Origin of the sequence: Enterobacter sp. I4, assembly GCF_022669095.1 — a bacterium.
Taxonomy (GTDB): domain Bacteria; phylum Pseudomonadota; class Gammaproteobacteria; order Enterobacterales; family Enterobacteriaceae; genus Enterobacter; species Enterobacter pasteurii.
The window spans coordinates 51,868-73,494 of record NZ_JALBUO010000002.1; the positions used below are offsets into that span (position 1 = coordinate 51,868).

Genomic DNA, 21,627 nt, shown 5'->3' on the forward strand with positions numbered 1-21,627 from the left:
TTTTCTTCTGGAATCACCATGAACGATGGAACGGACTATCGCGCGATCCTCGCGTCTGATACCCCATTAATCGACGTTCGCGCGCCGATCGAATTTGCCCAGGGTGCGATGCCTGGCGCACTCAACCTGCCCTTAATGAACGACGACGAGCGCGCCGCCGTCGGCACCTGCTACAAGCGTCAGGGTCCCGACGCCGCGCTGGCGCTCGGCCATAGCCTGGTAAACGGCGAAACGCGTGAGGCGCGGATCGGCGCCTGGCGCGAAGCCTGCCTTGCTCAACCTGAGGGCTACCTGTGCTGCGCGCGCGGCGGCCAGCGCTCGCATATTTCACAGGCCTGGCTGAAGGAGGCGGGTATCGACTATCCGCTGATCCGCGGCGGCTATAAGGCCCTGCGTCAGACGGCGATTCAGGCCACCGCCGAGCAGTCGCAAAAGCCGATGGTGCTTATCGGCGGCTGCACCGGAAACGGAAAAACGCTGCTGGTGAAGCAGCATGCGCAGGGTGTCGATCTGGAAGGGCTGGCACACCACCGCGGCTCATCGTTTGGCCGCACGCTCACGCCGCAGCTTTCACAGGCGAGCTTCGAGAATCACCTTGCCGTCGAGCTGCTGAAAAAAGATGCCGCGCGCTGGGTGCTGGAGGATGAAGGCCGGATGATTGGCTCTAACCACCTGCCGGAATGCCTGCGCGACCGCATGGCTGAAGCCCCTATCGTGGTGGTCGAAGACCCGTTTGAGATCCGTCTTGAGCGCCTGCGCGAGGAGTATTTCGACCACATGTGGGCGGATTTTTCTGCCGCCTACGGTGAAGAAGCGGGCTGGAAAGAGTACGGTGAGTATCTGCACCACGGCCTGTTCGCCATTCGCCGCCGGCTCGGGCTGCAGCGCTTCGCGGAGTTTACGGCGCTGCTGGACGCTGCCCTAGCCGAGCAGCAGCGTACCGGCAGCACTGACGCGCACTTCAGCTGGCTTGTGCCGCTCCTGAACGACTATTACGATCCGATGTACGGCTATCAGCTGGAGAAAAAGGCGGAGAAGATTGTCTATCGTGGGACGTATGGCGAGGTCGCTGACTGGCTTAATCGCTAAAAGACGGCAACCACGTTGCCGCTTTAAGCGTTTGTTCCCTCTCCCCGTGGGAGAGGGCCAGGGTGAGGACATCAGGCCGCACCCTGTGGTTCAACCTTAGAAGTCGTAACGCAGACGCACCAGGTTCATATCGCCCAGGTTGTCGGTGCTGGACGTGAACACGTGTTCGTAATCCACGCGGAAACCGTAGTCCAGCTGGAAGCTGATGCCCACGCCGTTGTCGGTGCGCTGGTAGTTACGGCCGTTCACGTACTCAATGCGGTCGCCCATGAAGTACGGCTGGATGGATTTCACCGCGTACTGACCGACCGGGAATTTATAGCCGGCAAAGTATTCAATACCCCATGCGTCACCGGCGAAGTAGTCGTTAACCGACACTTTTTTGGTGGTCATAAAGTTCTGATACCAGCCGCCGCCCGCGGAGAAGGTCCAGTTATCCGGCGTCCAGCTCAGCGCGGTACCGAGGATATTCTGGTCGTAGGTTTTGCTGTCGCCGTTGTCCGGGTTACGCATGTCGGCACGGGTGTAGTTCCACGCGGCGCCCCAGGTCAGATCGGTGGTCAGGTGGTAATCGATACCCAGTGAACCGCCGCCTTTACGCTTGTAGCGCAGGCCGTTGCCCGGCAGGTATTCGCTGTCCTCGAACAGGTAAGAGGCATAGATATCTGCATCGCCGACGGTTTTCTTGTATTTCAGCATCTGACGTGAACGATAAGAGCCGTCGTAGTCGCCGTTGATCCCGTTACCCGGTGCCTGACCGATCATGTCGTAGTCCCAGATATCGGTTTTTGCGCCCACCACGTCATAGTACACGCTGTTCTGCTGGCCGAAGGTCAGCGTACCCCAGGTGTCGCTTTTCAGGCCGGTATAGAGCATGCGGCGAGAGGTGTCGTGCGCGCCGTCGGCGTAGTGATTATCCCAGTTAAACTGCGCCGGAATGTTCACACCCAGCTCGTAGTAGGTGATCCAGCTGATGTCATCAAACAGGTAGTAGTCCGCTGCGAAACGGAAGCGGGTGCCGCCGTCAAAGCCGTTACGCTTGTAGCTGTTTTTGCCGTCATCGCCGGTCATGTTCTGGAACTGTGGACGGATACTGCCGCCAACGGTGAAGTTCAGTCGGCTCAGCGGGTTACCCGCCTGCGGATCCTGTTTCAGAATGGTGATTTCCGCCTGAGATGCGAAAGAAGCCAATGCCACTGCTGCGCCGATCGTTGTCGCCAGCGCTGTTTTTCTTATAGTCATTATTTTTCCTTGATAGACACGCTGCTAAATATTTAGCTGGTGAATATTAACCGGAAATATTCGCACTGTGTGGGCGGGTTTTTAATGTTTTGTGCTACTAAACGTAGGGTGATTAACGATTTGTGCCGTTAAAGGGTTACGCACCAGCACATAAGCCGGCGCGTAACCATCACGAGGGTAAACTAGCTCACAAACTGGCGGAACAGCGCTTTTCCTTTTAACAGGCGCGTACCGAGCCAGCCGCCGCACAGGGACAGCAGAACGGCGCCGCAGACAGGGAGCGTGAGCCACAGCCGCCAGTCAGGCTCCCACGGGAAGTCGAACACTTTCGACTGGAGCACCGCCAGCGCAGTTTCCGCGCCGATGGCCGCCACCAGGCCCGCCACCAGCCCAAGCAGGGCAAACTCGCTCCAGAGCGTGGCGCGCAGCAGTCGCTTGCCCGCGCCCAGCGTGCGGTAGACCACCAGCTCCTGGTGACGCTGACGCATGCCGACCTGCACCTGCGCCAGCAGCAACAGCACGCCGCAGATCGTCACCAGCACCACCATCACCTCCAGCGCTCGGCTCACCTGCTCCAGCACCTGCCCGACCTGCCTGAGGATCGCGCCGATATCCAGCAGGCTCACCGTCGGAAACTCCCGGTTGAGCTGCGTCAGCATGCCGTTGCCGTTTTCCCAGCGGAAGCTGGTCAGCCAGCTCTGCGGCTGCCCGTCCAGCGCGCCCGGCGGGAAGATGAAGAAGAAGTTAGGCCGCAGGCTTTCCCAGTCGACCTTGCGCAGGCTGGTAACCCTGGCGCTGAAGTCCTGCGTGTCGCCGGTAAAGGTCACGGTATCCCCCAGCTTCACGTTCAGGCGCGTCGCCAGCCCCTCCTCCATTGAGACTTCTCCCGCTTCAGGCGGCCAGCTGCCGGCGACAATCGGGTTGTGGTCCGGCCGCTTCGCCTGCCAGGTCAGGTTCAGCTCGCGGTTGAGCGACTCATCTTTATTTCCCTCCGTCGACTGGCCGTTGATCTGCGTCAGCCGGGCACGCACGATCGGGTAGAACGACTCGGGAATAATGTGATGCTCGGACAGGAAGCCCTTCAGCGGCGTCACCTGCTCAGGAGCGATGTTGATCAGGAAATAGTTCGGGCTTTCCGGCGGAAGCTGCTGCTGCCAGCGGTCCAGCAGATCCCCGCGCAGCACCAGCAGAAGCGCCAGCAGCATAAACGACAGCGAAAACGCCGAAAGCTGGCTGAGGGTGGACCACGGCTGATGCAGCAGACGGTTCACCGCCAGCCGCACGGGAAGCGATTTCACGGTCAGCTTTTTGAGCAGGCTGAGCAGCAGCCAGCCCAGCGCGCCGCACAGGAGCGCCAGCACCACCGCGCCCGCCAGCACCGCCCACAGCAGCGTGCTGCCGCCCATCAGCCAGGCCAGCAGCCCGACCGCCACCGCAATAATCACCGGCAGGTAAAACTTCAGCGGCCAGACGTTCGCCACCACATCGCGGCGCAGCACCCGCAGCGGCTGCGTTGCGAGCAGCAGCCGGTACGGGCGTAACCCCACCAGCAGGGAGATCACCGTCATCGCGCCGATGGCCCAGAGCCACGGCCAGAGGCTGGCCGGGGGCAGCGCGGCGGGCAGCACCGGCTTGAGCAGCACCATCAGCAGCTTTTCAAACAGCAGCCCTATCGCCCCGCCGGTAACGGCCGACAGCGCCAGCACCATCAGCCACTGGCCGACGATCAGCCTGCGCAGCTGCGCACGTCCCGCGCCGAGGGTTTTGAGGATCGCCACCAGATCGTAACGGCTGCGGCAGTAGTGCCCCATCGCCACCGCAACGGCCGCTATGGCCAGCAGCAGGGTCAGCAGTGCGGACAGCAGCAGGAACTGCTGAGAACGTTCGAGGGATTTGCCGAGCGCCCCTTCATCCTGCTCCAGCCCGTACCAGCGGTGTTCCGGCTTGAGCTGGGTCAGGAGCCATTTTTCATACGCCTCCAGCTGCGCAGGCGTGCCGCCAAACTTATAGCGCCATGTAACGCGGCTTCCCGGCTGAACGGCACTGGTTTTCGCCACGTCGGCGGTGTTCATCAGCAGACGCGGCGCGAGCTGGAACGGATTAAACCCGGAGTCGGGCTCCTGCACTACCTCCCCGGCAATTTTGAGGGTTGCGTCGCCAACGTCGATACTGTCGCCGGGCTTGAGGTTCAGCAGCGCCATCAGGCGCGATGCCAGCAGCACCGTACCGGAGGTGGGTTTTAGCCCCGGCGGGCTGGTTTGTAATTCACCGTACATCGGATAGATGTCGTCCACGGCCTTCACGCTGGCAAGCTGCGGCGTATCACCGGCGAAGGTCATGGTCTGGAAGGTGATCTGCTCCCCTACCTTCAGCCCCTCCTTGCGCGCTGCCTCGATCCAGCCCGGCGGCACGGGGCGAGAGCTTTGCAGCGTCCTGTCCCCGGCCATAAATTCCCGGCTCTGCTGGCTGAGCCCTTTTTCCATGCGGTCGCTGACGCTGCCGAGCGCCAGCACGCAGGCTACCGCCAGGCTTAACGCCAGCCAGACAATCAGCAGCGAGGGCGAGCGCCATTCGCGCCAGAACCAGCGGGCAATCATGCTTCCTCCTGAAGAATACCGTTCACCAGCCGCAGGCGGCGGTCGCAGCGGGCGGCCAGCTGCGGATCGTGGGTGACCAGAATCAGCGTGGTGCCGTGTTCGCGGTTGAGCGAAAACAGCAGGTCGGCAATTCTGTCGCCGGTTTTGCGGTCGAGGTTGCCCGTAGGCTCATCGGCAAACAGCACGTCCGGGCGTCCGTTGAACGCCCTGGCCAGCGCCACGCGCTGCTGCTCACCGCCGGAAAGCTGCGCCGGAAGGTGGTCGAGACGTTTCCCAAGCCCCAGCTGTTCCAGCAACGCTCTGGCGTGGTCGCGGCTTTCACGGGTGTTTTCACCGCGCAGCAGGCCCGGCAGCTCGACGTTTTCCAGCGCGTTCAGGGTTGGGATAAGCATGAAGGACTGAAACACAAACCCGATATGCCGGGCACGCAGCGCGGCGCGCGCCTCTTCATCCAGCGCATGAAGGGGCTGGCCGACAAGGTTCACTTCCCCACTGCTGCCGTCGTCCAGACCGGCCAGGATCGCCAGCAGCGTGGACTTGCCGGAACCGGATTCACCAATGAGGGCGATGGTTTCGGCACGTTTGACAACGAGTTCAACTCCGGTGAGGATGGAAAGCTCGTGTTCTCCCTGACCGACGGACTTCTTAAGACGATGAACTTCAACAATGTTTTCCGCTGGCATTTGCCCTTCCTGTTTTTGATGCTGATGACCTTCCGCGCGGCGGCTGCGGACACGTTATTGATTCTGGGCGATAGCCTGAGCGCGGGCTATCGCATGGCCGCCAGTGCGGCCTGGCCCGCCCTGCTCAATGACAAATGGCAGTCCCGGACGTCTGTCGTTAACGGCAGCATCAGCGGCGATACGTCGCAGCAGGGCTTATCGCGCCTGCCTGCCCTGCTTAAGCAGCATCAACCGCGATGGGTGCTGGTTGAACTGGGCGGCAACGACGGCCTGCGCGGCTTCCAGCCGCAGCAGACGGAGCAAACGCTGCGTACCATTCTGCAGACGATTAAGGCCGCTAACGCCCGGCCGCTGCTGATGCAAATTCGCCTGCCCGCTAACTACGGCCGTCGGTATAATGAGGCGTTTAGCGCTATCTATCCTAAGCTTGCCAAAGAGTTTGATATTCCGCTGCTGCCATTTTTCATGGAGGAGGTCTACCTCAAGCCCCAGTGGATGCAGGACGATGGCATTCACCCCAATCGCGATGCCCAGCCGTTTATTGCCGACTGGATGGCAACCCGGCTGGCACCTTTAGTAAAACATGACTCGTCAAACAGCTGAGAACCTGACAGGTAAAGTTATGCAAAAATCGGTCTTAATAACAGGATGTTCCAGCGGAATTGGCCTTGAAAGCGCCCTTGAACTGAAGCGTCAGGGGTTTTGGGTGCTGGCAGCCTGCCGCAAACCCGATGATGTGGAACGCATGAGAGGGCTTGGCCTTACCGGCATCCTGCTGGATCTGGATTCGCCAGAGAGCGTGGACCAGGCCGCCGATGAGGTCATCGCCCTGACCAACAACCGTCTTTACGGCCTGTTCAACAACGCGGGCTACGGCGTGTACGGTCCGCTACAGACCCTCTCACGGGAACAGCTGGAGCAGCAGTTCTCCGCTAACGTCTTCGGCGCGCATCAGCTCACCATGCGCCTTCTCCCCGCCATGCTGCCGCACGGCGAAGGGCGAATCGTGATGACCTCCTCGGTCATGGGCCTGATCTCCACGCCGGGTCGCGGCGCTTACGCTGCCAGCAAGTATGCCCTTGAAGCGTGGTCCGATGCGCTGCGCATGGAGCTGCGCCACAGCGGCATCAGGGTCAGCCTGATTGAGCCAGGCCCCATCCGCACCCGCTTTACGGAAAACGTTAACCAGACGCAGGCGGACAAACCGGTCGAAAACCCCGGTATTGCCGCGCGTTTTACGCTTGGGCCGGAAGCGGTTGTCGCCAAAGTGCGCCACGCTTTCGAGAGCGACAACCCAAAAATGCGCTATCCGGTCACGCTGGTGACCCATGCCGTCGGCTGGTTAAAACGCCTGCTGCCGGGACGGATGATGGACAAAATTTTGCAGGGTTGAGTTGAAGCGACGACGCTTACCCCCATGTAAAGAGTAAACCGACAAAAGAGAATGCCGCATGTCCGTACAGAATATCGTCAACATCACTGAAGCTAACCTGCAACAGACGCTCGAACAGTCGATGACTACACCGGTGCTGTTCTACTTCTGGTCTGAACGCAGCCAACACTGCCTGCAGCTGACGCCAGTCCTGGAAAGCCTTGCAGCGCAATACGGTGGTCAGTTCATCCTGGCGAAGCTGGATTGCGACGCCGAGCCGATGGTGGCCTCCCAGTTTGGCCTTCGTGCGATCCCAACCGTTTACCTGTTCCAGAACGGGCAGCCGGTCGACGGCTTCCAGGGGCCGCAGCCGGAAGAGGCGATCCGCGCCCTGCTGGACAAAGTCCTGCCGCGCGAAGAAGAGCTGAAGGCGCAGGAAGCCATGGCGCTGATGCAGGAAGGTAAATACGACGAGGCGCTGCCGCTGTTAAAAGACGCGTGGCAGCTGTCGAATCAGAACAGCCAGATTGGTCTGCTGCTGGCTGAGACCCAGATTGCGCTGCACCGCCCGGAAGACGCGGAAGCGGTTCTGAAAACGGTGCCAATGCAGGATCAGGACACCCGTTATCAGGGGCTGGTGGCGCAGATTGAACTGCTGAAGCAGGCGGCCGATACCCCGGAAATTCAGCAGCTCCAGCAGCAGGTGGCGGATAATCCGGCGGATGCCGCGCTGGCAAGCCAGCTTGCGCTCCAGCTGCATCAGGTCGGCCGCAACGAAGAGGCGCTGGCCCTGCTGTTCGGCCATCTGCAAACGGATCTGGCCGCCGCAGACGGGCAGGCGCGTAAGGTATTCCAGGATATCCTGGCCGCGCTCGGCACCGGCGACGCGCTGGCGTCGAAGTATCGTCGTCAGCTGTACGCGCTGTTGTACTGATGCCGAATGCCCGGTAGCGCTCGCGCTTACCGGGCCCCCCTCACCGCTCGTTTTTCAACGATGACGCCACCAGCTGGTGACGTGAGTTGTAGAATTTCCGATAGGTTAAGTAGCAGGCAACGATCGTCGACAGGCTCGCCGTTGCGAGCAGCATGAACGTCACCATAATTTGATACTTAATCGCTTTGACCGGATCGATGCCGGCAAAAATCAGCCCTGACATCATCCCCGGTAAGCTCACCAGCCCCACCGTTTTTGCGGAATCCACGGTTGGGATCAGCGATGAACGAATGCTGTCGCGGATCAATTGCGCCGAGGCCACCTTCGGCGTTGCCCCCAGGCTCAGCTTTTCCTGAAGCTGCTGCTGCTCGCTGCTGAAGCGCTGCCCCAGGTTGTTGTAGCACAGCCCCACCGCTACCATCGCGTTACCCGCAATCATCCCGGAAATGGGGATCACCTGCATCGGGGTAAACTCGATCGATCCGGACAGTACCAGCACGACCAGCGTTAATGCGGTTCCGGTAGTAATGGCGATAAGCGAAGAGATAAAGGCTTTATCGATGTATTTACTGCGCTTTTGCGCATTCCACGCCGCGTTAAAGCAGATAAACAGCACCATCAGCAGGGTCAACACCGCATTGTTGACGTTGAAGATGTATTTCAGCACATAGCCAACGATTATGAGCTGGATCACCGCGCGGGCGATACTCCACAGGATGTCTTTTTCCAGCCCCAGCTTTTCCCGGTAGCTCACCACAATCGCCACCAGCACCAGCACCATCGACAGCGCCAGCGATTCGTTCGTTATATTATGCTCACCCACGGCCAGCCTCCTGCATTTTTCCGCCCTGCGGCACGAGCGTGATGACGTCATCCGCATGGGTAATTTCGTTAGAATCGTGCGTCACCCAGAGCACGGCAATATGCTGTTCCCGGGCGTAGCGATGAATAATGACGTTGACGTTGCGCTTGTTGGCGTCATCCAGCGCGCTGGTGATCTCGTCCAGCAACAGCACCTTCGGCAAGAACTGCAGGTTACGGATCAGCGATACGCGCTGCTTTTCCCCGCCCGACAGGTCATTGATCGATTTGGTCAGCGTCTCCTTCGAAAGCCCAAACCGGGCCAGATCGGCGGTAAACTTCTCAGGTTCAGGCGTTTGGCTGCGGATTTGCCAGGGAAAAATCAGATTGTCGTAAACCGTATTGCCAAACAGCGACGGCGTTTGCACGCAGTAGGACACCTGCTGGCGATAGCGTTCCGGTGAAAGCGTAGCGATATCCTTGCCTTCAAAAAGGATCGTTCCCTCCGTTGGGCTCAGTAACGACGCCACGATTTTGAGGAGCGTACTTTTGCCGCAGCCGGATGGCCCGGTAATAAGCTTGAACTCACCCGGTGAAAGGCAAAAATCGACGTGCTGAAGGATCGTGTTGTCCCCCACGCGAAACCCAACGTCCCTGATATCCAGAAGATTTTTTTTATTATCCATTCCGATTCCATTAACCGCTTTTGTATGAACAGCCTGTAGCATAATCCTTTCAGGTTCACAGTGCGAATAGCCTTAAGCTATGGCTAGTGTTAAACTTTTTGTTTGCTAATTGTCACCTCTATCACTACAGGTAGTAAGCCGCATGACACATATCTTTTACGAGTTTTCTTCCCTGAAGCCAGGCGTTCCTGATGTCGAAACATTAATGGAAGTCATCAATTCTTCGGAACTCACGCGTTTTGTTATGGGTGCAGAGGTGGTCGATTTTGTTAAGAAGGCGCTCATCGTCAACACCACGATTGGCAGCTTTAAGAACTGCTATTTTGCTTTCGATGACGGGGCCTACTTTCTGGAATTTGACGGCAAGGGTAAATCCAGGCGTTTTACCGACGTGCCGGACTGGTTCGTCACGCCTGCGGAATTTGCCCGCTCCCAGTGGCTGATCAACCATGACCTGGCCGAGGTAAAGGCGACCGAGTTTATCGAGGTGCTGATGTCCTACCCGCTCAAAGAGCGCCGCGCGCACTGCAACCTGTTGTTTGGTCTGGACCTGCATAAGGTCAACGTGGTGCCGGCACCCGCGGCGCCTGCCGGAAAAATGGGGAATAAAAACGGCAAAACCACCAAGCCTCGCGTTACGGATCTCGGCTCATTCGAGCTTTTCACCGCGTTCTTCGCGCGTATGAAAGCGGCCGTTAACGCTAACGAATTTCCGACCCTACAGGTGCTGACCGGCCGGGAGGATCTCGCCAGGGCACCGCACAGCTTAAAGCAGGGGATCAGAACCTGGTTTAAGGCGATCGCGGGGGATCTGCCGCCCAATAACAAACGCGTCGGCGCGGGTAATGCAATCCTGTTTTGCGCCCCCATTCGTGAGCAGATCCGGCAGATAGAGGCCATTGGGCTGGAAAAATACTATCAGGGGTTATCGAAAGCCATCGCTGACGCCGGTGACGGGTTTATCACCGACTTCAGCTACACCCACTCAGAAAACTAATATTCTGCGCCCTGCTCTCCGGGCGGGGCGTTTTATTTTTACCAGTCCGGTTCCCACCTCTTTACAGGGGCGAAATCCAGCCCGTTAGCCGATATACTTACGTTCAACAATTACGCCGTTTTTCTCGTTACAGCATGCAAAACAGGAGGTTTTTATGCTCATCGTTATACCCGTACTTATTTTCGTTGCGCTGGTTATCGTCGGCGCAGGCGTCAAGATTGTTCCGCAGGGTTACCAGTGGACCGTTGAGCGTTTTGGCCGTTATACCACCACCCTTCAGCCTGGGTTAAGCCTGATCGTCCCGTTCATGGACCGAATTGGCCGCAAGATCAACATGATGGAGCAGGTGCTGGATATCCCTTCCCAGGAAGTCATTTCGAAGGATAACGCCAACGTCACCATCGACGCGGTCTGTTTTATTCAGGTCATTGACGCGCCGAAAGCGGCCTATGAGGTGAGCAACCTGGAGCTGGCCATCGTCAACCTGACGATGACCAACATCCGTACCGTGCTTGGCTCGATGGAGCTGGATGAGATGCTCTCCCAGCGCGACAGCATTAATACCCGCCTGCTGCATATTGTCGATCAGGCAACCAATCCGTGGGGGATTAAGGTCACCCGCATTGAGATCCGCGACGTGCGCCCACCGGCAGAGCTGATCGCCTCCATGAACGCCCAGATGAAGGCCGAGCGCACCAAGCGTGCCTATATTCTGGAAGCCGAAGGGGTGCGTCAGGCCGAGATCCTCAAAGCGGAAGGGGAAAAACAGTCGCAGATCCTGAAAGCCGAGGGCGAGCGGCAGTCCGCCTTCCTGCAGGCGGAAGCGCGTGAACGTTCGGCAGAAGCAGAAGCGCGCGCCACGCAGATGGTGTCAGAGGCGATCGCCGCCGGGGACATTCAGGCGGTGAACTACTTCGTCGCACAAAAATATACCGATGCGCTGAAGGAGATTGGCTCCGCGAACAACAGCAAGGTGGTGATGATGCCGCTGGACGCCAGCAGCCTGATGGGCTCTATCGCGGGGATTACCGAGCTGATCAAAGACAGCGGAAACGAGCGTAAAAAATGATTGAGCTCATCGTTGCACATCCTCATGCGTTCTGGCTAAGCCTTGGCGGCCTGCTGCTGGCCGCCGAGATGCTTGGCGGCAACGGTTACCTGCTCTGGAGCGGCGTTGCCGCGGTGATTACCGGGCTGCTCGTCTGGCTGCTGCCTGTCGGCTGGGAGTGGCAGGGCGCCCTGTTTGCCGGCCTGACGCTGGTGGCCGCCTGGCTGTGGTGGCGCTGGCTGAACAAACGGGTACAGGCGCAGAAACCGGTCGATGCGCATCTCAACCAGCGCGGGCAGCAGATCGTGGGTAAACGGTTTACGCTCGATACCGCGCTGATCAACGGACGCGGCCATATGCGCGTGGGCGACAGCTCGTGGCCGGTGATGGCCGACGATGACCTCAGCGCCGGAACGCGGGTTGAGGTCATTGCGGTGGAAGGGATAACCCTGCGGGTTAAGGCCTGTTAAGCATGCGTTTTACGATGGCAGCAGCCGGAAAGATTATCGATAATCGGACATTCGGCGCTGTCGTCCCCCGGGCAGGATTCAGCCAGCTGCAGCAGCTGTTCGCGCATCGCCTGTAGCTCGAGGATGTGGCGTTCGATCTCCGCCACCTTTTCCAGCGTGCGTTTTTTCACGTCGGCACTGTGGCGCTTCGGATCGTTAAACAGGTTAACCAGCTCGCCGCACTCTTCGAGGTTAAACCCCACCTGTCTTGCCTGGCGCAGTAACGTCAGTTCATCAAGGTGCAGTTGCGTATAGCTGCGGTAGCCGTTCTCACTGCGCAACGGTGGCGTCACCAGCCCTTTTTCTTCATAAAAGCGAATCGCTTTGCTGGTTAAGCCGGTTTTTTTCGCAACATCACTGATATTCACATTTCCCCCTTGACCTTCCCCTTGATGGAAGGTTTAACCTTCATAACAGTTAGCGAAAAGCGTTACTCCGGTCAACAACTGACCAGACTATTATACGGGAGTTTTGTTATGTCTCACACTATTGACCTGACGCTGGATGGCCTCTCCTGCGGCCACTGCGTCAAACGCGTTAAAGAAAGCCTGGAACAGCGTCCTGACGTCGAAAGCGCAGAGGTGACTATCGATCGTGCCGCCGTAACCGGCAGCGCCAGCGCCGACGCCCTGATTGATACCATTAAGCAGGCCGGTTACGGGGCGGAGTTAAGCCACCCAAAGGCTAAACCGCTGGCAGAGTCATCATCCCCGTCGGAAGCACTGACAGCGGCCACTCCTGAGCTTCCGGCAGCGGATGATATTGATGACAGCCAACAGCTGCTGATCAACGGCATGAGCTGCGCCAGCTGCGTTTCACGCGTACAGAATGCCCTTCAGGCGGTTCCGGGCGTCGCACAGGCACGGGTAAACCTTGCGGAGCGCACCGCGCTGGTGATGGGCAGTGCCTCCGCCGCAGATTTAGTGCAGGCCGTGGAAAAAGCGGGCTACGGGGCTGAGGCCATCGAAGACGATGCCGAGCGCCGCGAGCGCCAGCAGGAAACGGCTATTGCTACCATGAAGCGCTTCCGCTGGCAGGCGATTGTCGCCCTGCTGGTGGGTATCCCGGTGATGGTGTGGGGCATGATGGGTGACAACATGATGGTCACCGCTAATAACCGCACGCTGTGGCTGGTGATTGGCCTCATTACCCTTGCGGTGATGGTATTTGCAGGCGGCCATTTTTATACCAGCGCCTGGAAAAGCCTGAAAAACCGCACGGCGACGATGGATACGCTGGTCGCGCTCGGAACGGGCGCCGCCTGGCTGTACTCGATGAGCGTAAACGTCTGGCCCCAGTGGTTCCCGATGGAAGCCCGCCATCTCTATTATGAAGCCAGCGCGATGATTATCGGCCTGATTAACCTGGGCCATATGCTGGAAGCGCGCGCTCGTCAGCGCTCGTCGAAGGCGCTGGAAAGATTGCTCGATTTAACCCCGCCGACGGCCCGCGTGGTGACGGACGACGGGGAGCAAAGCGTGCCGCTCGCCCAGGTACAGCCGGGTATGACGCTGCGCCTGACCACCGGCGACCGCGTGCCCGTTGACGGTGAAATCACCCAGGGCGACGCGTGGCTTGATGAAGCGATGCTGACCGGGGAACCCGTTCCTCAGCAAAAATCGCAGGGCGACGCGGTGCATGCGGGTACGGTGGTGCAGGACGGCAGCGTGCTGTTCCGCGCCAGCGCCGTCGGTAGCCACACTACCCTGTCGCGCATCATTCGCATGGTCCGCCAGGCCCAGAGCAGCAAGCCGGAGATTGGTCAGCTTGCCGATAAAATTTCCGCCATTTTTGTGCCGGTGGTAGTCGGTATTGCCCTGCTGAGCGCGGCAATCTGGTATTTCTTCGGCCCGGCACCGCAGATTGTCTACACCCTGGTAATCGCCACCACGGTGCTGATCATCGCCTGCCCCTGCGCGCTTGGCCTGGCAACGCCGATGTCGATTATCTCTGGCGTCGGGCGCGCCGCCGAGTTTGGCGTGCTGGTCCGTGATGCCGATGCGCTGCAGCGGGCGAGCACGCTGGATACGATTGTCTTTGATAAAACCGGTACGCTGACCGAAGGCAAGCCGCAGGTGGTGGCGGTAAAAACCGCTGGCTTCCCGGAGGCTGACGCGCTGCGCCTTGCCGCCGCGCTGGAGCAAGGTTCCAGCCACCCGCTGGCCCGCGCCATCGCGGAGAAGGCCGGAACTATCCGCCTGCCGCAGGTAAGCAACTTCCGCACGCTGCGAGGTTCAGGCATCAGCGGTGAAGCCGAAGGGCACGCGCTGCTGCTGGGTAATCAGGCGCTGCTGAATGAAAAAGGTGTTGATACGTCCGCGTTCGAAGATGAGCTGAACGCCCAGGCTTCTCGGGGCGCGACGCCGGTTCTGCTGGCGATTGATGGTCAGGCGGCGGCGCTGCTTGCCGTGCGCGACCCGCTACGCCAGGACAGCGTGGACGCCCTTCAGCGCCTGCATCGTGCGGGCTACCGCCTGGTGATGTTGACCGGCGATAATCCGACCACCGCTAACGCCATCGCCAAAGAAGCAGGCATTGACGAGGTAATCGCTGGCGTACTCCCGGATGGCAAAGCGGATGCCATCAGGAAGCTGCAGGACGAAGGTCGTCAGGTGGCGATGGTGGGTGACGGCATCAACGACGCTCCGGCGCTGGCTCAGGCTGACGTGGGAATTGCCATGGGTGGCGGGAGCGACGTCGCCATTGAAACTGCCGCGATAACCCTGATGCGCCACAGCCTGATGGGCGTGGCGGATGCGCTGGCGATATCGAAAGCCACGTTGCGCAACATGAAGCAAAACCTGCTCGGAGCGTTCGTCTATAACTCGCTGGGCATTCCGATTGCTGCCGGCATTTTGTGGCCGCTGACCGGCACCCTGCTAAACCCGGTGGTTGCGGGTGCGGCGATGGCGCTCTCGTCAATTACCGTGGTGAGTAACGCCAACCGTCTGCTGCGGTTTAAACCGAAGGATTGAACCTAGTTCTCCTACGCGCTAGCATGAACCTTTCCGTTCATGGAGCGCGTATGGGTCTGTTTAATCGTATAAAAGCATCGTGTCGCGCCCTTTTCCCTCGTCGCTATCCCTGGCCCGGTATGGATATCTCTCTTCCCGGCGGGCAACATCTGCACCTCGTTGGCAGCATCCATATGGGCACGCAGGACATGTCCCCGCTGCCAGCCGGCCTGATAAAACTGCTCAGGAATGCCGACGCGCTGGTCGTTGAGGCCGATATATCGGGTCATGAGTCACCGTTTGCGGGGCTGGAGAGCGACCGCCCTCTTGCGGAACGCCTCAGCGAAGCGCAGCTTAGCGAACTGACGCGCCTCGCGGACGAAACCGGGGTCTCGCTCTCCATGCTCGACACCCTGCCCCTGTGGCAAATTGCCATGGTGTTGCAGGCGACACAGGCACAGCGCCTTGGGCTACGCGGCGATTACGGAATAGACTATCAGCTGCTTAACGCGGCAAGGGCGCGCAACCTCCCGGTCATCGAACTGGAAGGCACGGACAGCCAGATCGCTCTCCTGCGACAGCTTCCCGATGACGGCCTGATGCTGCTGGATGACACCCTGACCCACTGGCACACCAACGCGCGTCTGCTGCAAACGATGATTGGCTGGTGGCTGGATGCACCGCCCACGGGAAGCAGGCTTGCGCTACCGTCGACGTTCAGCGAATCGCTGTATGACGTACTGATGAACGCGCGCAACCGCGCATGGCGGGAAACGCTGCACGCCCTGCCTGCCGGTCACTATGTTGTCGCGGTTGGCGCGCTGCATTTGTACGGAGAAGGGAACCTGCCGTCGCTGCTGAAATAAAAAAAAATGGCCAATATCGCTATTGGCCCGTCAAAGAGGAATTTCATCGTTTTTATTATGCCGAAGTGACCTTCGGTTGAGCCGATTGTCGCTCAAAGTGACCATCACTGCCAATACTATTGCGCAAGATGGTGCTATTTTTTAGACAAACGTCAGGCGTATGCTGCTGGCATTAATCGTCTGTCGCAGGAAGGATAGCCATGACTCCCGCCGTTAAATTACTCGAAAAAAACAACATTACTTTCCGGATCCACACCTACGATCACGATCCGAACGAAACCAACTTTGGTGATGAAGTGGTGCGCAAGCTGGGGCTGAACGCGGACCGGGTTTATAAAACGCTGCTGGTCGCGGTGAACGGGGACATGAAGCACCTCGCCGTGGCGGTAACACCCGTCGCCGGACAGCTTGACCTGAAGAAAGTCGCCAAGGCGCTGGGTGCGAAAAAGGTGGATATGGCGGACCCGACGGTTGCGCAACGTACCACCGGCTACCTCGTAGGCGGCATCAGCCCTCTGGGGCAGAAAAAACGCCTGCCGACGCTGATCGATGCCCCTTCACAGGAATTTGAGATGATCTATATTTCTGGCGGCAAACGCGGGCTGGATATCGAGCTGGCCGCCGGCGATCTGGCGAAAATGCTGGACGCGCAATTTGCGGATATCGCGCGCCGGGATTGAGAACGTTGCCCGGTGGTGGCGTTTGAGCCGCCATGGCACGTTCACAAGTCATGCCGTTAAAGAGTAGCAAGGAATTTAAAGTGAACGGAATTACCTCTACAACCATATGTTCCCCCTCACCCCAGCCCTCTCCCTCAAGGGAGAGGGGGTCCTCCGTGCAGGCATTATTTTGTGGGGATCCCTCAGCCCGGTGGGAGAGGGTTGGAGTGAGGGCATCAGGCCGCACAACGCTACTGCCAGCTCACCTCGCCCTTCGGCTCGTACGCGTTCACGTCAATCGGGGAATTTTGCTGGATATACTGCTTCAGCACCTCCGCATCGATAAAGCCGGTATTCACGAAGCCCGGTTTGTTATCAATATGCGGATAACCATCGCCGCCGGTGGCGTTAAAGCTTAGCGTTGCCAGACGGTAGGTTTTCGCCGGGTCGACCGGCTCGCCTTTGATTTTGAGATCGTTGAGCTTGCCGTCCTTCGCCACGAAGCTGACGTTAGCAAACTGCGGATACGCCCCGGAGTCCGGCTTCATCTGCGCCACGGCTGTGAGGTAGTCAATGACCTCTTTCCCGCTCATATCCGCATACACCACCACGTTGCCAAACGGCTGCACTTTAAGCACGTCTTTGTAGGTGATGTTTCCGCCTTCGATGGAATCGCGGATACCGCCGCCGCTCATCACGGCGAAGTCCGCATTCGTGCGCGCCATTTGCGCGGCCAGCACCAGACGCCCCATGTTGGTCTGCACAAAGCGGACTTTGCTGCGATCGCCTTCCAGGCGACCGTTAAGCGTACCGATCTTCACATCCAGCTGCGCTTTACCCTTGCTCTGGAACGGCGTCAGCAGGGAGAGCATCTGCTGGTTTTCAGCGATTTCCGGGGTATAAAGCACGCGCTCGCTTTTGCCGTCCGGGTAGGTCACTTTTTTCTTCAGATTGACCGGGATGAGCTGATAGTGCACCAGCTTCATCTCGCCGTTACGGAATTCGAAATCCGCGCGGCCAACGTATTTGCCCCACTCGTGGGCCTGCACAATCCAGATCCCGTTCTGACGATCCGGCGCGCACGGCGTGCCCGGCACATAATCCACCTGCTTTTTGTTCTCAGAGGCCATACAGACCGGATCCTGAGAGTGACCGCCCACAATCATCGCCAGCGAGCCAGCCGGGAGGCTGCGCGCCATCTCCACGTCGCCCGGCGCGTTAGAGCCGTGCTGACCGTTGTCGTAGTGCCCCATGTGGGTGGTGGCGATAATCACGTCCGGTTTTTCATTCTGCTGCAATTCCTGAATAACCAGCTTCGCCTCGTCCGCCGGTTTACGGAATTCGATATCGGTGAAATATTCAGGGTTGCCAATTTTAGCCGTGTCGTCGGTCGTTAATCCGATAACCGCAATCTTCAGATCCTGACGCTTGAACAGCGCCCAGGGCTTAAACAGGCGTTCGCCGGTGCTTTTCTGATAAATATTGGCGGAGAGGAACGGGAATTTGGACCACTTCTCCTGCTGGCGCAATACGCTCAGCGGATTATCAAACTCGTGGTTTCCGACGGCCATCGCGTCGTAACCGATTAAATTCATGCCGCGGAAATCAGGCTCCGCATCCTGTAAGTCGGATTCCGGTACGCCGGTATTGATATCCCCGCCCGACAGCAGCAGCACGCTGCCACCCTGGGCCGCCACCTCTTTGCGAATGCCGTCCACCAGCGTTTTTTGCGCCGACAGGCCATATTCACCGTATTCGCTGCGCCAGAAATGGCCGTGATGATCGTTAGTATGCAGAATGGTTATTTTATAGGTTTTATCTTTTTCATACGCCTGAGCGGGCAGGCTTGCCAGCCCCCATGCGGCGATGAGCGCCAGCGCGACGCCACGCTTCATTAACTTCATCTTCTCTCTCCCTGACCAATAGACAAACGCAAAAATTACAGTGACTCACAAGAATAGACAAATAAGTTTTCAGAATTGCGACTTTCTTCAAATGTCACGGACGGGTATGTTAGTCGGATAATAATTACACCCTGCATCTCTAATAACAAATCGACGTGGTATTTATGGCAATCAGTGAATCAACCCAGCCCGTCCAGGGCGCTCCGGCGTCGCGCACCTCCTTTAAGGTCTTAGGCGCCATCAGTCTCTCACATCTGCTCAACGACATGATCCAGTCGCTGATTCTGGCGATTTATCCGCTGTTGCAGTCCGAGTTTTCCTTAACCTTCGTACAGATCGGCATGATCACCCTGACCTTCCAGCTCGCCTCTTCGCTGCTGCAGCCGGTGGTGGGCTACTGGACGGACAAATACCCGATGCCGTGGTCGCTGCCCATCGGCATGTGCTTTACCCTGAGCGGGCTGGTGCTGCTGGCCATGGCGGGCAGCTTTGAGGCGGTGCTGGTTGCCGCGGCGCTGGTGGGAACCGGTTCATCGGTATTCCACCCGGAATCGTCCCGCGTGGCGCGGATGGCCTCCGGCGGGCGGCACGGGCTGGCGCAGTCGCTGTTCCAGGTGGGCGGCAACTTTGGCAGCTCCTTAGGCCCCCTGCTGGCGGCGGTGATTATTGCCCCTTACGGTAAAGGCAACGTCGCGTGGTTTGTGCTGGCCGCGCTGCTGGCGATTGTCGTCCTGGCGCAAATCAGCCGCTGGTATGCCGCACAGCATCGCGTTAACAAGGGTAAGCCGGTGGCGAAGGTCGTCAATCCGCTCCCGCGCAATAAGGTGATCCTCGCGGTCAGCGTGCTGCTGGTGCTGATTTTCTCCAAATATTTCTACATGGCGAGCATCAGCAGCTATTACACCTTCTATCTGATGCAAAAATTCGGATTATCGGTACAAAACGCTCAGTTTCACCTGTTTGCCTTCCTGTTTGCGGTGGCGGCAGGCACGGTGATTGGCGGGCCCGTGGGAGATAAAATTGGGCGTAAATATGTGATTTGGGGCTCTATCCTCGGCGTTGCGCCGTTTACGCTTGTTTTACCGTACGCCAGCCTGGAATGGACCGGCATTTTAACGGTGATCATTGGATTTATACTGGCATCGGCCTTCTCAGCCATTCTGGTTTACGCGCAGGAGCTGCTGCCGGGACGTATCGGTATGGTTTCCGGGCTATTTTTCGGCTTCGCCTTTGGCATGGGCGGCCTTGGAGCCGCTGTGTTAGGGATGGTTGCGGACCATACCAACATCTTCCTGGTTTACAAAATCTGCGCTTTCCTGCCACTTCTGGGGATGTTGACCATATTCCTGCCTGACAACCGTCATAAAGCGTGATTTCCCGGCTGCCAAAGTTAAACTTTGGCAGCCGGATAACCTGATGCCATAAGGCTTTCCTCTCCCTCCCCTCTGCAAATTTACCAAAACCTGCCCTTTTTCACGCTTATTGCTCTTTTATTCTGATTTCAACAATTATTCATAAACATAAGCGTAAAAATTGTCATAAACTATTACTCGGCTTTTTGGTATTTACGCCAAAAATGGATCACTCACCACGAAAGGAGACGGAATGCACCACGCCACACCGCTTATTACCACCATTGTTGGTGGACTTGTGCTCGCTTTTATTCTCGGCATGATTGCCAACAAACTGCGTATCTCCCCTCTCGTCGGCTATCTGTTAGCGGGTGTACTGGCGGGGCCCTTCACGCCCGGTTTCGTGGCAGATACCAAGCTGGCACCTGAACTGGCGGAATTAGGCGTGATCCTGCTGATGTTTGGCGTAGGTCTGCATTTTTCACTCAAGGATCTGATGGCGGTAAAGTCGATCGCCATACCGGGAGCTATCGCTCAGATAGGGGTAGCGACGCTGCTGGGGATGGCGCTTTCCGCGGTGCTGGACTGGTCGCTGATGACCGGTATCGTATTTGGGCTGTGTCTTTCAACCGCCAGTACCGTGGTGCTGCTGCGCGCGCTTGAAGAGAGGCAGCTGATAGACAGCCAGCGCGGACAAATCGCGATAGGCTGGCTGATTGTGGAAGATCTGGTGATGGTGCTGACGCTGGTGCTGCTGCCCGCCGTCGCCGGAATGATGGAAAAAGACAACGTCGGCTTCGCCTCGCTGGCGCTGGATATGAGCATTACCATCGGTAAGGTTGTCGCGTTTATCGCCATCATGATGCTGGTGGGCCGCCGTCTGGTGCCGTGGATCATGTCCCGCAGCGCCGCCACCGGTTCGCGTGAGCTATTTACGCTCTCCGTCCTTGCGCTGGCGCTGGGTATTGCCTTTGGCGCCGTAGAGCTGTTTGACGTCTCCTTCGCGCTGGGCGCGTTCTTTGCCGGGATGGTGCTGAACGAATCCGAGCTGAGCCACCGCGCCGCGCATGACACCCTGCCGCTGCGTGATGCGTTTGCGGTGCTGTTCTTTGTCTCCGTCGGGATGCTGTTTGACCCGATGGTGCTTATCCAGCAGCCGCTGGCCGTGCTGGGCACGCTGGCGATCATCATCTTTGGTAAGTCCGCTGCCGCCTTCTTCCTGGTGCGGATGTTCGGCCACTCGCCGCGCACGGCGCTGACCATTGCCGCCAGCCTGGCACAGATTGGCGAGTTTGCCTTTATTCTGGCCGGTCTGGGTATGGCGTTAGACCTGCTGCCGCAGGCGGGACAAAACCTGGTGCTGGCGGGGGCGATCCTCTCCATCATGCTCAACCCGGTGCTGTTTGCCCTGCTGGAGAAATACCTCGAGAAGACCGAAACCCTCGAAGAGCAGACCCTGGAAGAGGCAATCGAGGAGGAGAAGCAGATCCCCGTGGATATCTGCAACCACGCGCTGCTGGTCGGTTTTGGCCGCGTCGGCAGCCTGCTGGGTGAGAAGCTAATCGAGCAGGGTATTCCGCTGGTGGTCATTGAAACCTCCCGTACCCGCGTGGACGAGCTGCGCGAGCGCGGTATCCGCGCGGTGCTCGGCAATGCGGCGAACGAAGAGATTATGAATCTCGCGCACCTCGACTGCGCCCGCTGGCTGCTGCTGACCATTCCGAACGGCTATGAGGCCGGCGAGATTGTGGCCACGGCGCGAGAGAAATGCCCGAATATTGAGATTATTGCCCGCGCCCATTATGACGACGAAGTGGAGTACATTACCGAGCGCGGCGCGAATCAGGTGGTGATGGGCGAGCGTGAGATCGCGAACACGATGCTGACGCTGCTGGCGAAACCGCCGGTTGCTGAGGCGGTGACGGGTTAGGTTT

The 21,627-nt window shown here is 58.6% G+C and carries 19 protein-coding genes; 12 read left to right on the forward strand and 7 right to left on the reverse strand.

The genetic code is table 11. The features are described from left to right. Window positions 1–18: 18 nt before the first annotated feature. Window positions 19–1,089, forward strand: coding sequence for a tRNA 2-selenouridine(34) synthase MnmH (mnmH, locus tag MOQ06_RS12590; protein WP_242173346.1), 1,071 nt, complete (start codon window positions 19–21; stop codon window positions 1,087–1,089). A 96-nt stretch (window positions 1,090–1,185) separates the two neighbouring features. Here mnmH and MOQ06_RS12595 read toward each other — a convergent pair whose 3' ends face one another. From MOQ06_RS12595 to ybbA, 3 genes are all read right to left on the reverse strand, one after another. Continuing rightward, the gene (locus MOQ06_RS12595; protein ID WP_148419395.1) at window positions 1,186–2,331 is read right to left on the reverse strand and encodes a porin; all 1,146 of its coding nucleotides are present in this window, start codon (window positions 2,329–2,331) and stop codon (window positions 1,186–1,188) included. Window positions 2,332–2,513: 182 nt separating this feature from the next. Then, complete coding sequence (ybbP, locus tag MOQ06_RS12600; RefSeq protein ID WP_242173348.1) at window positions 2,514–4,928, reverse strand: putative ABC transporter permease subunit YbbP; 2,415 nt, start codon at window positions 4,926–4,928, stop codon at window positions 2,514–2,516. Beyond that, window positions 4,925–5,611, reverse strand: a complete 687-nt coding sequence (ybbA, locus tag MOQ06_RS12605; RefSeq protein ID WP_242173350.1) for a putative ABC transporter ATP-binding protein YbbA — start codon at window positions 5,609–5,611, stop codon at window positions 4,925–4,927. Before ybbA ends, ybbP begins: the two co-directional genes overlap by 4 nt. Here ybbA and tesA point away from each other — a divergent pair. The 3 genes from tesA to MOQ06_RS12620 are packed head-to-tail and all read left to right on the forward strand — an operon-like array spanning window position 5,582 to window position 7,917. Beyond that, window positions 5,582–6,214: a multifunctional acyl-CoA thioesterase I/protease I/lysophospholipase L1 gene (gene tesA, locus MOQ06_RS12610; protein ID WP_148419398.1), complete on the forward strand. Its 633-nt coding sequence runs from the start codon at window positions 5,582–5,584 to the stop codon at window positions 6,212–6,214. The two genes, ybbA and tesA, sit on opposite strands and share 30 nt — an antisense overlap. Beyond that, window positions 6,195–7,004, forward strand: a complete 810-nt coding sequence (locus MOQ06_RS12615; protein WP_242173352.1) for an SDR family oxidoreductase — start codon at window positions 6,195–6,197, stop codon at window positions 7,002–7,004. Before tesA ends, MOQ06_RS12615 begins: the two co-directional genes overlap by 20 nt. Window positions 7,005–7,062: 58 nt before the next feature. Beyond that, the gene (locus MOQ06_RS12620) at window positions 7,063–7,917 is read left to right on the forward strand and encodes a co-chaperone YbbN (protein WP_148419400.1); all 855 of its coding nucleotides are present in this window, start codon (window positions 7,063–7,065) and stop codon (window positions 7,915–7,917) included. Between the two features lie 40 nt (window positions 7,918–7,957). Here MOQ06_RS12620 and fetB read toward each other — a convergent pair whose 3' ends face one another. Then, entirely contained in the window at window positions 7,958–8,740 is a 783-nt protein-coding gene (gene fetB / locus MOQ06_RS12625; protein WP_242173355.1) for an iron export ABC transporter permease subunit FetB, read from the reverse strand. Continuing rightward, window positions 8,733–9,404, reverse strand: a complete 672-nt coding sequence (fetA, locus tag MOQ06_RS12630) for an iron ABC transporter ATP-binding protein FetA (protein WP_242173358.1) — start codon at window positions 9,402–9,404, stop codon at window positions 8,733–8,735. Before fetA ends, fetB begins: the two co-directional genes overlap by 8 nt. A 142-nt stretch (window positions 9,405–9,546) precedes the next feature. Here fetA and MOQ06_RS12635 point away from each other — a divergent pair, with 142 nt between their 5' ends. The 3 genes from MOQ06_RS12635 (at window position 9,547) to MOQ06_RS12645 (ending at window position 11,919) form a co-directional block, all read left to right on the forward strand. Next, window positions 9,547–10,401 carry a hypothetical protein gene (locus MOQ06_RS12635; RefSeq protein WP_242173362.1) on the forward strand — a complete coding sequence of 285 codons (855 nt, stop codon included), beginning with the start codon at window positions 9,547–9,549 and terminating at the stop codon, window positions 10,399–10,401. Between the two features lie 154 nt (window positions 10,402–10,555). Beyond that, window positions 10,556–11,470: an SPFH domain-containing protein gene (locus tag MOQ06_RS12640; protein ID WP_148419404.1), complete on the forward strand. Its 915-nt coding sequence runs from the start codon at window positions 10,556–10,558 to the stop codon at window positions 11,468–11,470. Next, a complete protein-coding gene (locus MOQ06_RS12645; protein WP_193355938.1) occupies window positions 11,467–11,919 on the forward strand; it encodes an NfeD family protein in 453 nt (150 codons plus the stop codon). The genes MOQ06_RS12640 and MOQ06_RS12645 overlap by 4 nt, the downstream gene beginning before the upstream one ends. On the opposite strand, the gene cueR is transcribed toward MOQ06_RS12645, so the two are convergent. After that, complete coding sequence (gene cueR, locus MOQ06_RS12650; RefSeq protein WP_242173364.1) at window positions 11,916–12,326, reverse strand: Cu(I)-responsive transcriptional regulator; 411 nt, start codon at window positions 12,324–12,326, stop codon at window positions 11,916–11,918. The genes MOQ06_RS12645 and cueR overlap by 4 nt on opposite strands. Window positions 12,327–12,434: 108 nt before the next feature. Between cueR and copA the strand changes: the two genes are divergently transcribed. From copA to ybaK, 3 genes are all read left to right on the forward strand, one after another. Continuing rightward, window positions 12,435–14,933 carry a copper-exporting P-type ATPase CopA gene (gene copA / locus MOQ06_RS12655; protein ID WP_242173366.1) on the forward strand — a complete coding sequence of 833 codons (2,499 nt, stop codon included), beginning with the start codon at window positions 12,435–12,437 and terminating at the stop codon, window positions 14,931–14,933. A 50-nt stretch (window positions 14,934–14,983) separates the two neighbouring features. Continuing rightward, the gene (locus tag MOQ06_RS12660; protein ID WP_242173368.1) at window positions 14,984–15,778 is read left to right on the forward strand and encodes a TraB/GumN family protein; all 795 of its coding nucleotides are present in this window, start codon (window positions 14,984–14,986) and stop codon (window positions 15,776–15,778) included. Window positions 15,779–15,978: 200 nt separating this feature from the next. Next, a complete protein-coding gene (gene ybaK, locus MOQ06_RS12665; protein ID WP_242173370.1) occupies window positions 15,979–16,458 on the forward strand; it encodes a Cys-tRNA(Pro)/Cys-tRNA(Cys) deacylase YbaK in 480 nt (159 codons plus the stop codon). A gap of 230 nt (window positions 16,459–16,688) precedes the next feature. On the opposite strand, the gene ushA is transcribed toward ybaK, so the two are convergent. Further along, window positions 16,689–18,341, reverse strand: coding sequence for a bifunctional UDP-sugar hydrolase/5'-nucleotidase UshA (ushA, locus tag MOQ06_RS12670; RefSeq protein WP_242173372.1), 1,653 nt, complete (start codon window positions 18,339–18,341; stop codon window positions 16,689–16,691). Between the two features lie 164 nt (window positions 18,342–18,505). Here ushA and MOQ06_RS12675 point away from each other — a divergent pair, with 164 nt between their 5' ends. Continuing rightward, window positions 18,506–19,714, forward strand: coding sequence for an MFS transporter (locus MOQ06_RS12675; protein ID WP_242173374.1), 1,209 nt, complete (start codon window positions 18,506–18,508; stop codon window positions 19,712–19,714). A 232-nt stretch (window positions 19,715–19,946) separates the two neighbouring features. Further along, window positions 19,947–21,623: a YbaL family putative K(+) efflux transporter gene (ybaL, locus tag MOQ06_RS12680; protein ID WP_148420320.1), complete on the forward strand. Its 1,677-nt coding sequence runs from the start codon at window positions 19,947–19,949 to the stop codon at window positions 21,621–21,623. Window positions 21,624–21,627 lie beyond the last annotated feature (4 nt).

Excerpts from the sequence above, each read along its gene's own strand:
- ushA (WP_242173372.1), bottom strand. The coding sequence starts at position 18,341 with ATGAAGTTAATGAAGCGTGGCGTCGCGCTGGCGCTCATCGCCGCATGG.
- MOQ06_RS12675 (WP_242173374.1), top strand. The coding sequence starts at position 18,506 with ATGGCAATCAGTGAATCAACCCAGCCCGTCCAGGGCGCTCCGGCGTCG.
- MOQ06_RS12620 (WP_148419400.1), top strand. The coding sequence starts at position 7,063 with ATGTCCGTACAGAATATCGTCAACATCACTGAAGCTAACCTGCAACAG.
- mnmH (WP_242173346.1), top strand. The coding sequence starts at position 19 with ATGAACGATGGAACGGACTATCGCGCGATCCTCGCGTCTGATACCCCA.
- MOQ06_RS12640 (WP_148419404.1), top strand. The coding sequence starts at position 10,556 with ATGCTCATCGTTATACCCGTACTTATTTTCGTTGCGCTGGTTATCGTC.
- MOQ06_RS12635 (WP_242173362.1), top strand. The coding sequence starts at position 9,547 with ATGACACATATCTTTTACGAGTTTTCTTCCCTGAAGCCAGGCGTTCCT.
- tesA (WP_148419398.1), top strand. The coding sequence starts at position 5,582 with ATGAACTTCAACAATGTTTTCCGCTGGCATTTGCCCTTCCTGTTTTTG.
- MOQ06_RS12660 (WP_242173368.1), top strand. The coding sequence starts at position 14,984 with ATGGGTCTGTTTAATCGTATAAAAGCATCGTGTCGCGCCCTTTTCCCT.
- ybaL (WP_148420320.1), top strand. The coding sequence starts at position 19,947 with ATGCACCACGCCACACCGCTTATTACCACCATTGTTGGTGGACTTGTG.
- ybaK (WP_242173370.1), top strand. The coding sequence starts at position 15,979 with ATGACTCCCGCCGTTAAATTACTCGAAAAAAACAACATTACTTTCCGG.
- MOQ06_RS12645 (WP_193355938.1), top strand. The coding sequence starts at position 11,467 with ATGATTGAGCTCATCGTTGCACATCCTCATGCGTTCTGGCTAAGCCTT.
- MOQ06_RS12615 (WP_242173352.1), top strand. The coding sequence starts at position 6,195 with ATGACTCGTCAAACAGCTGAGAACCTGACAGGTAAAGTTATGCAAAAA.
- MOQ06_RS12595 (WP_148419395.1), bottom strand. The coding sequence starts at position 2,331 with ATGACTATAAGAAAAACAGCGCTGGCGACAACGATCGGCGCAGCAGTG.
- ybbA (WP_242173350.1), bottom strand. The coding sequence starts at position 5,611 with ATGCCAGCGGAAAACATTGTTGAAGTTCATCGTCTTAAGAAGTCCGTC.
- fetA (WP_242173358.1), bottom strand. The coding sequence starts at position 9,404 with ATGGATAATAAAAAAAATCTTCTGGATATCAGGGACGTTGGGTTTCGC.
- copA (WP_242173366.1), top strand. The coding sequence starts at position 12,435 with ATGTCTCACACTATTGACCTGACGCTGGATGGCCTCTCCTGCGGCCAC.
- ybbP (WP_242173348.1), bottom strand. The coding sequence starts at position 4,928 with ATGATTGCCCGCTGGTTCTGGCGCGAATGGCGCTCGCCCTCGCTGCTG.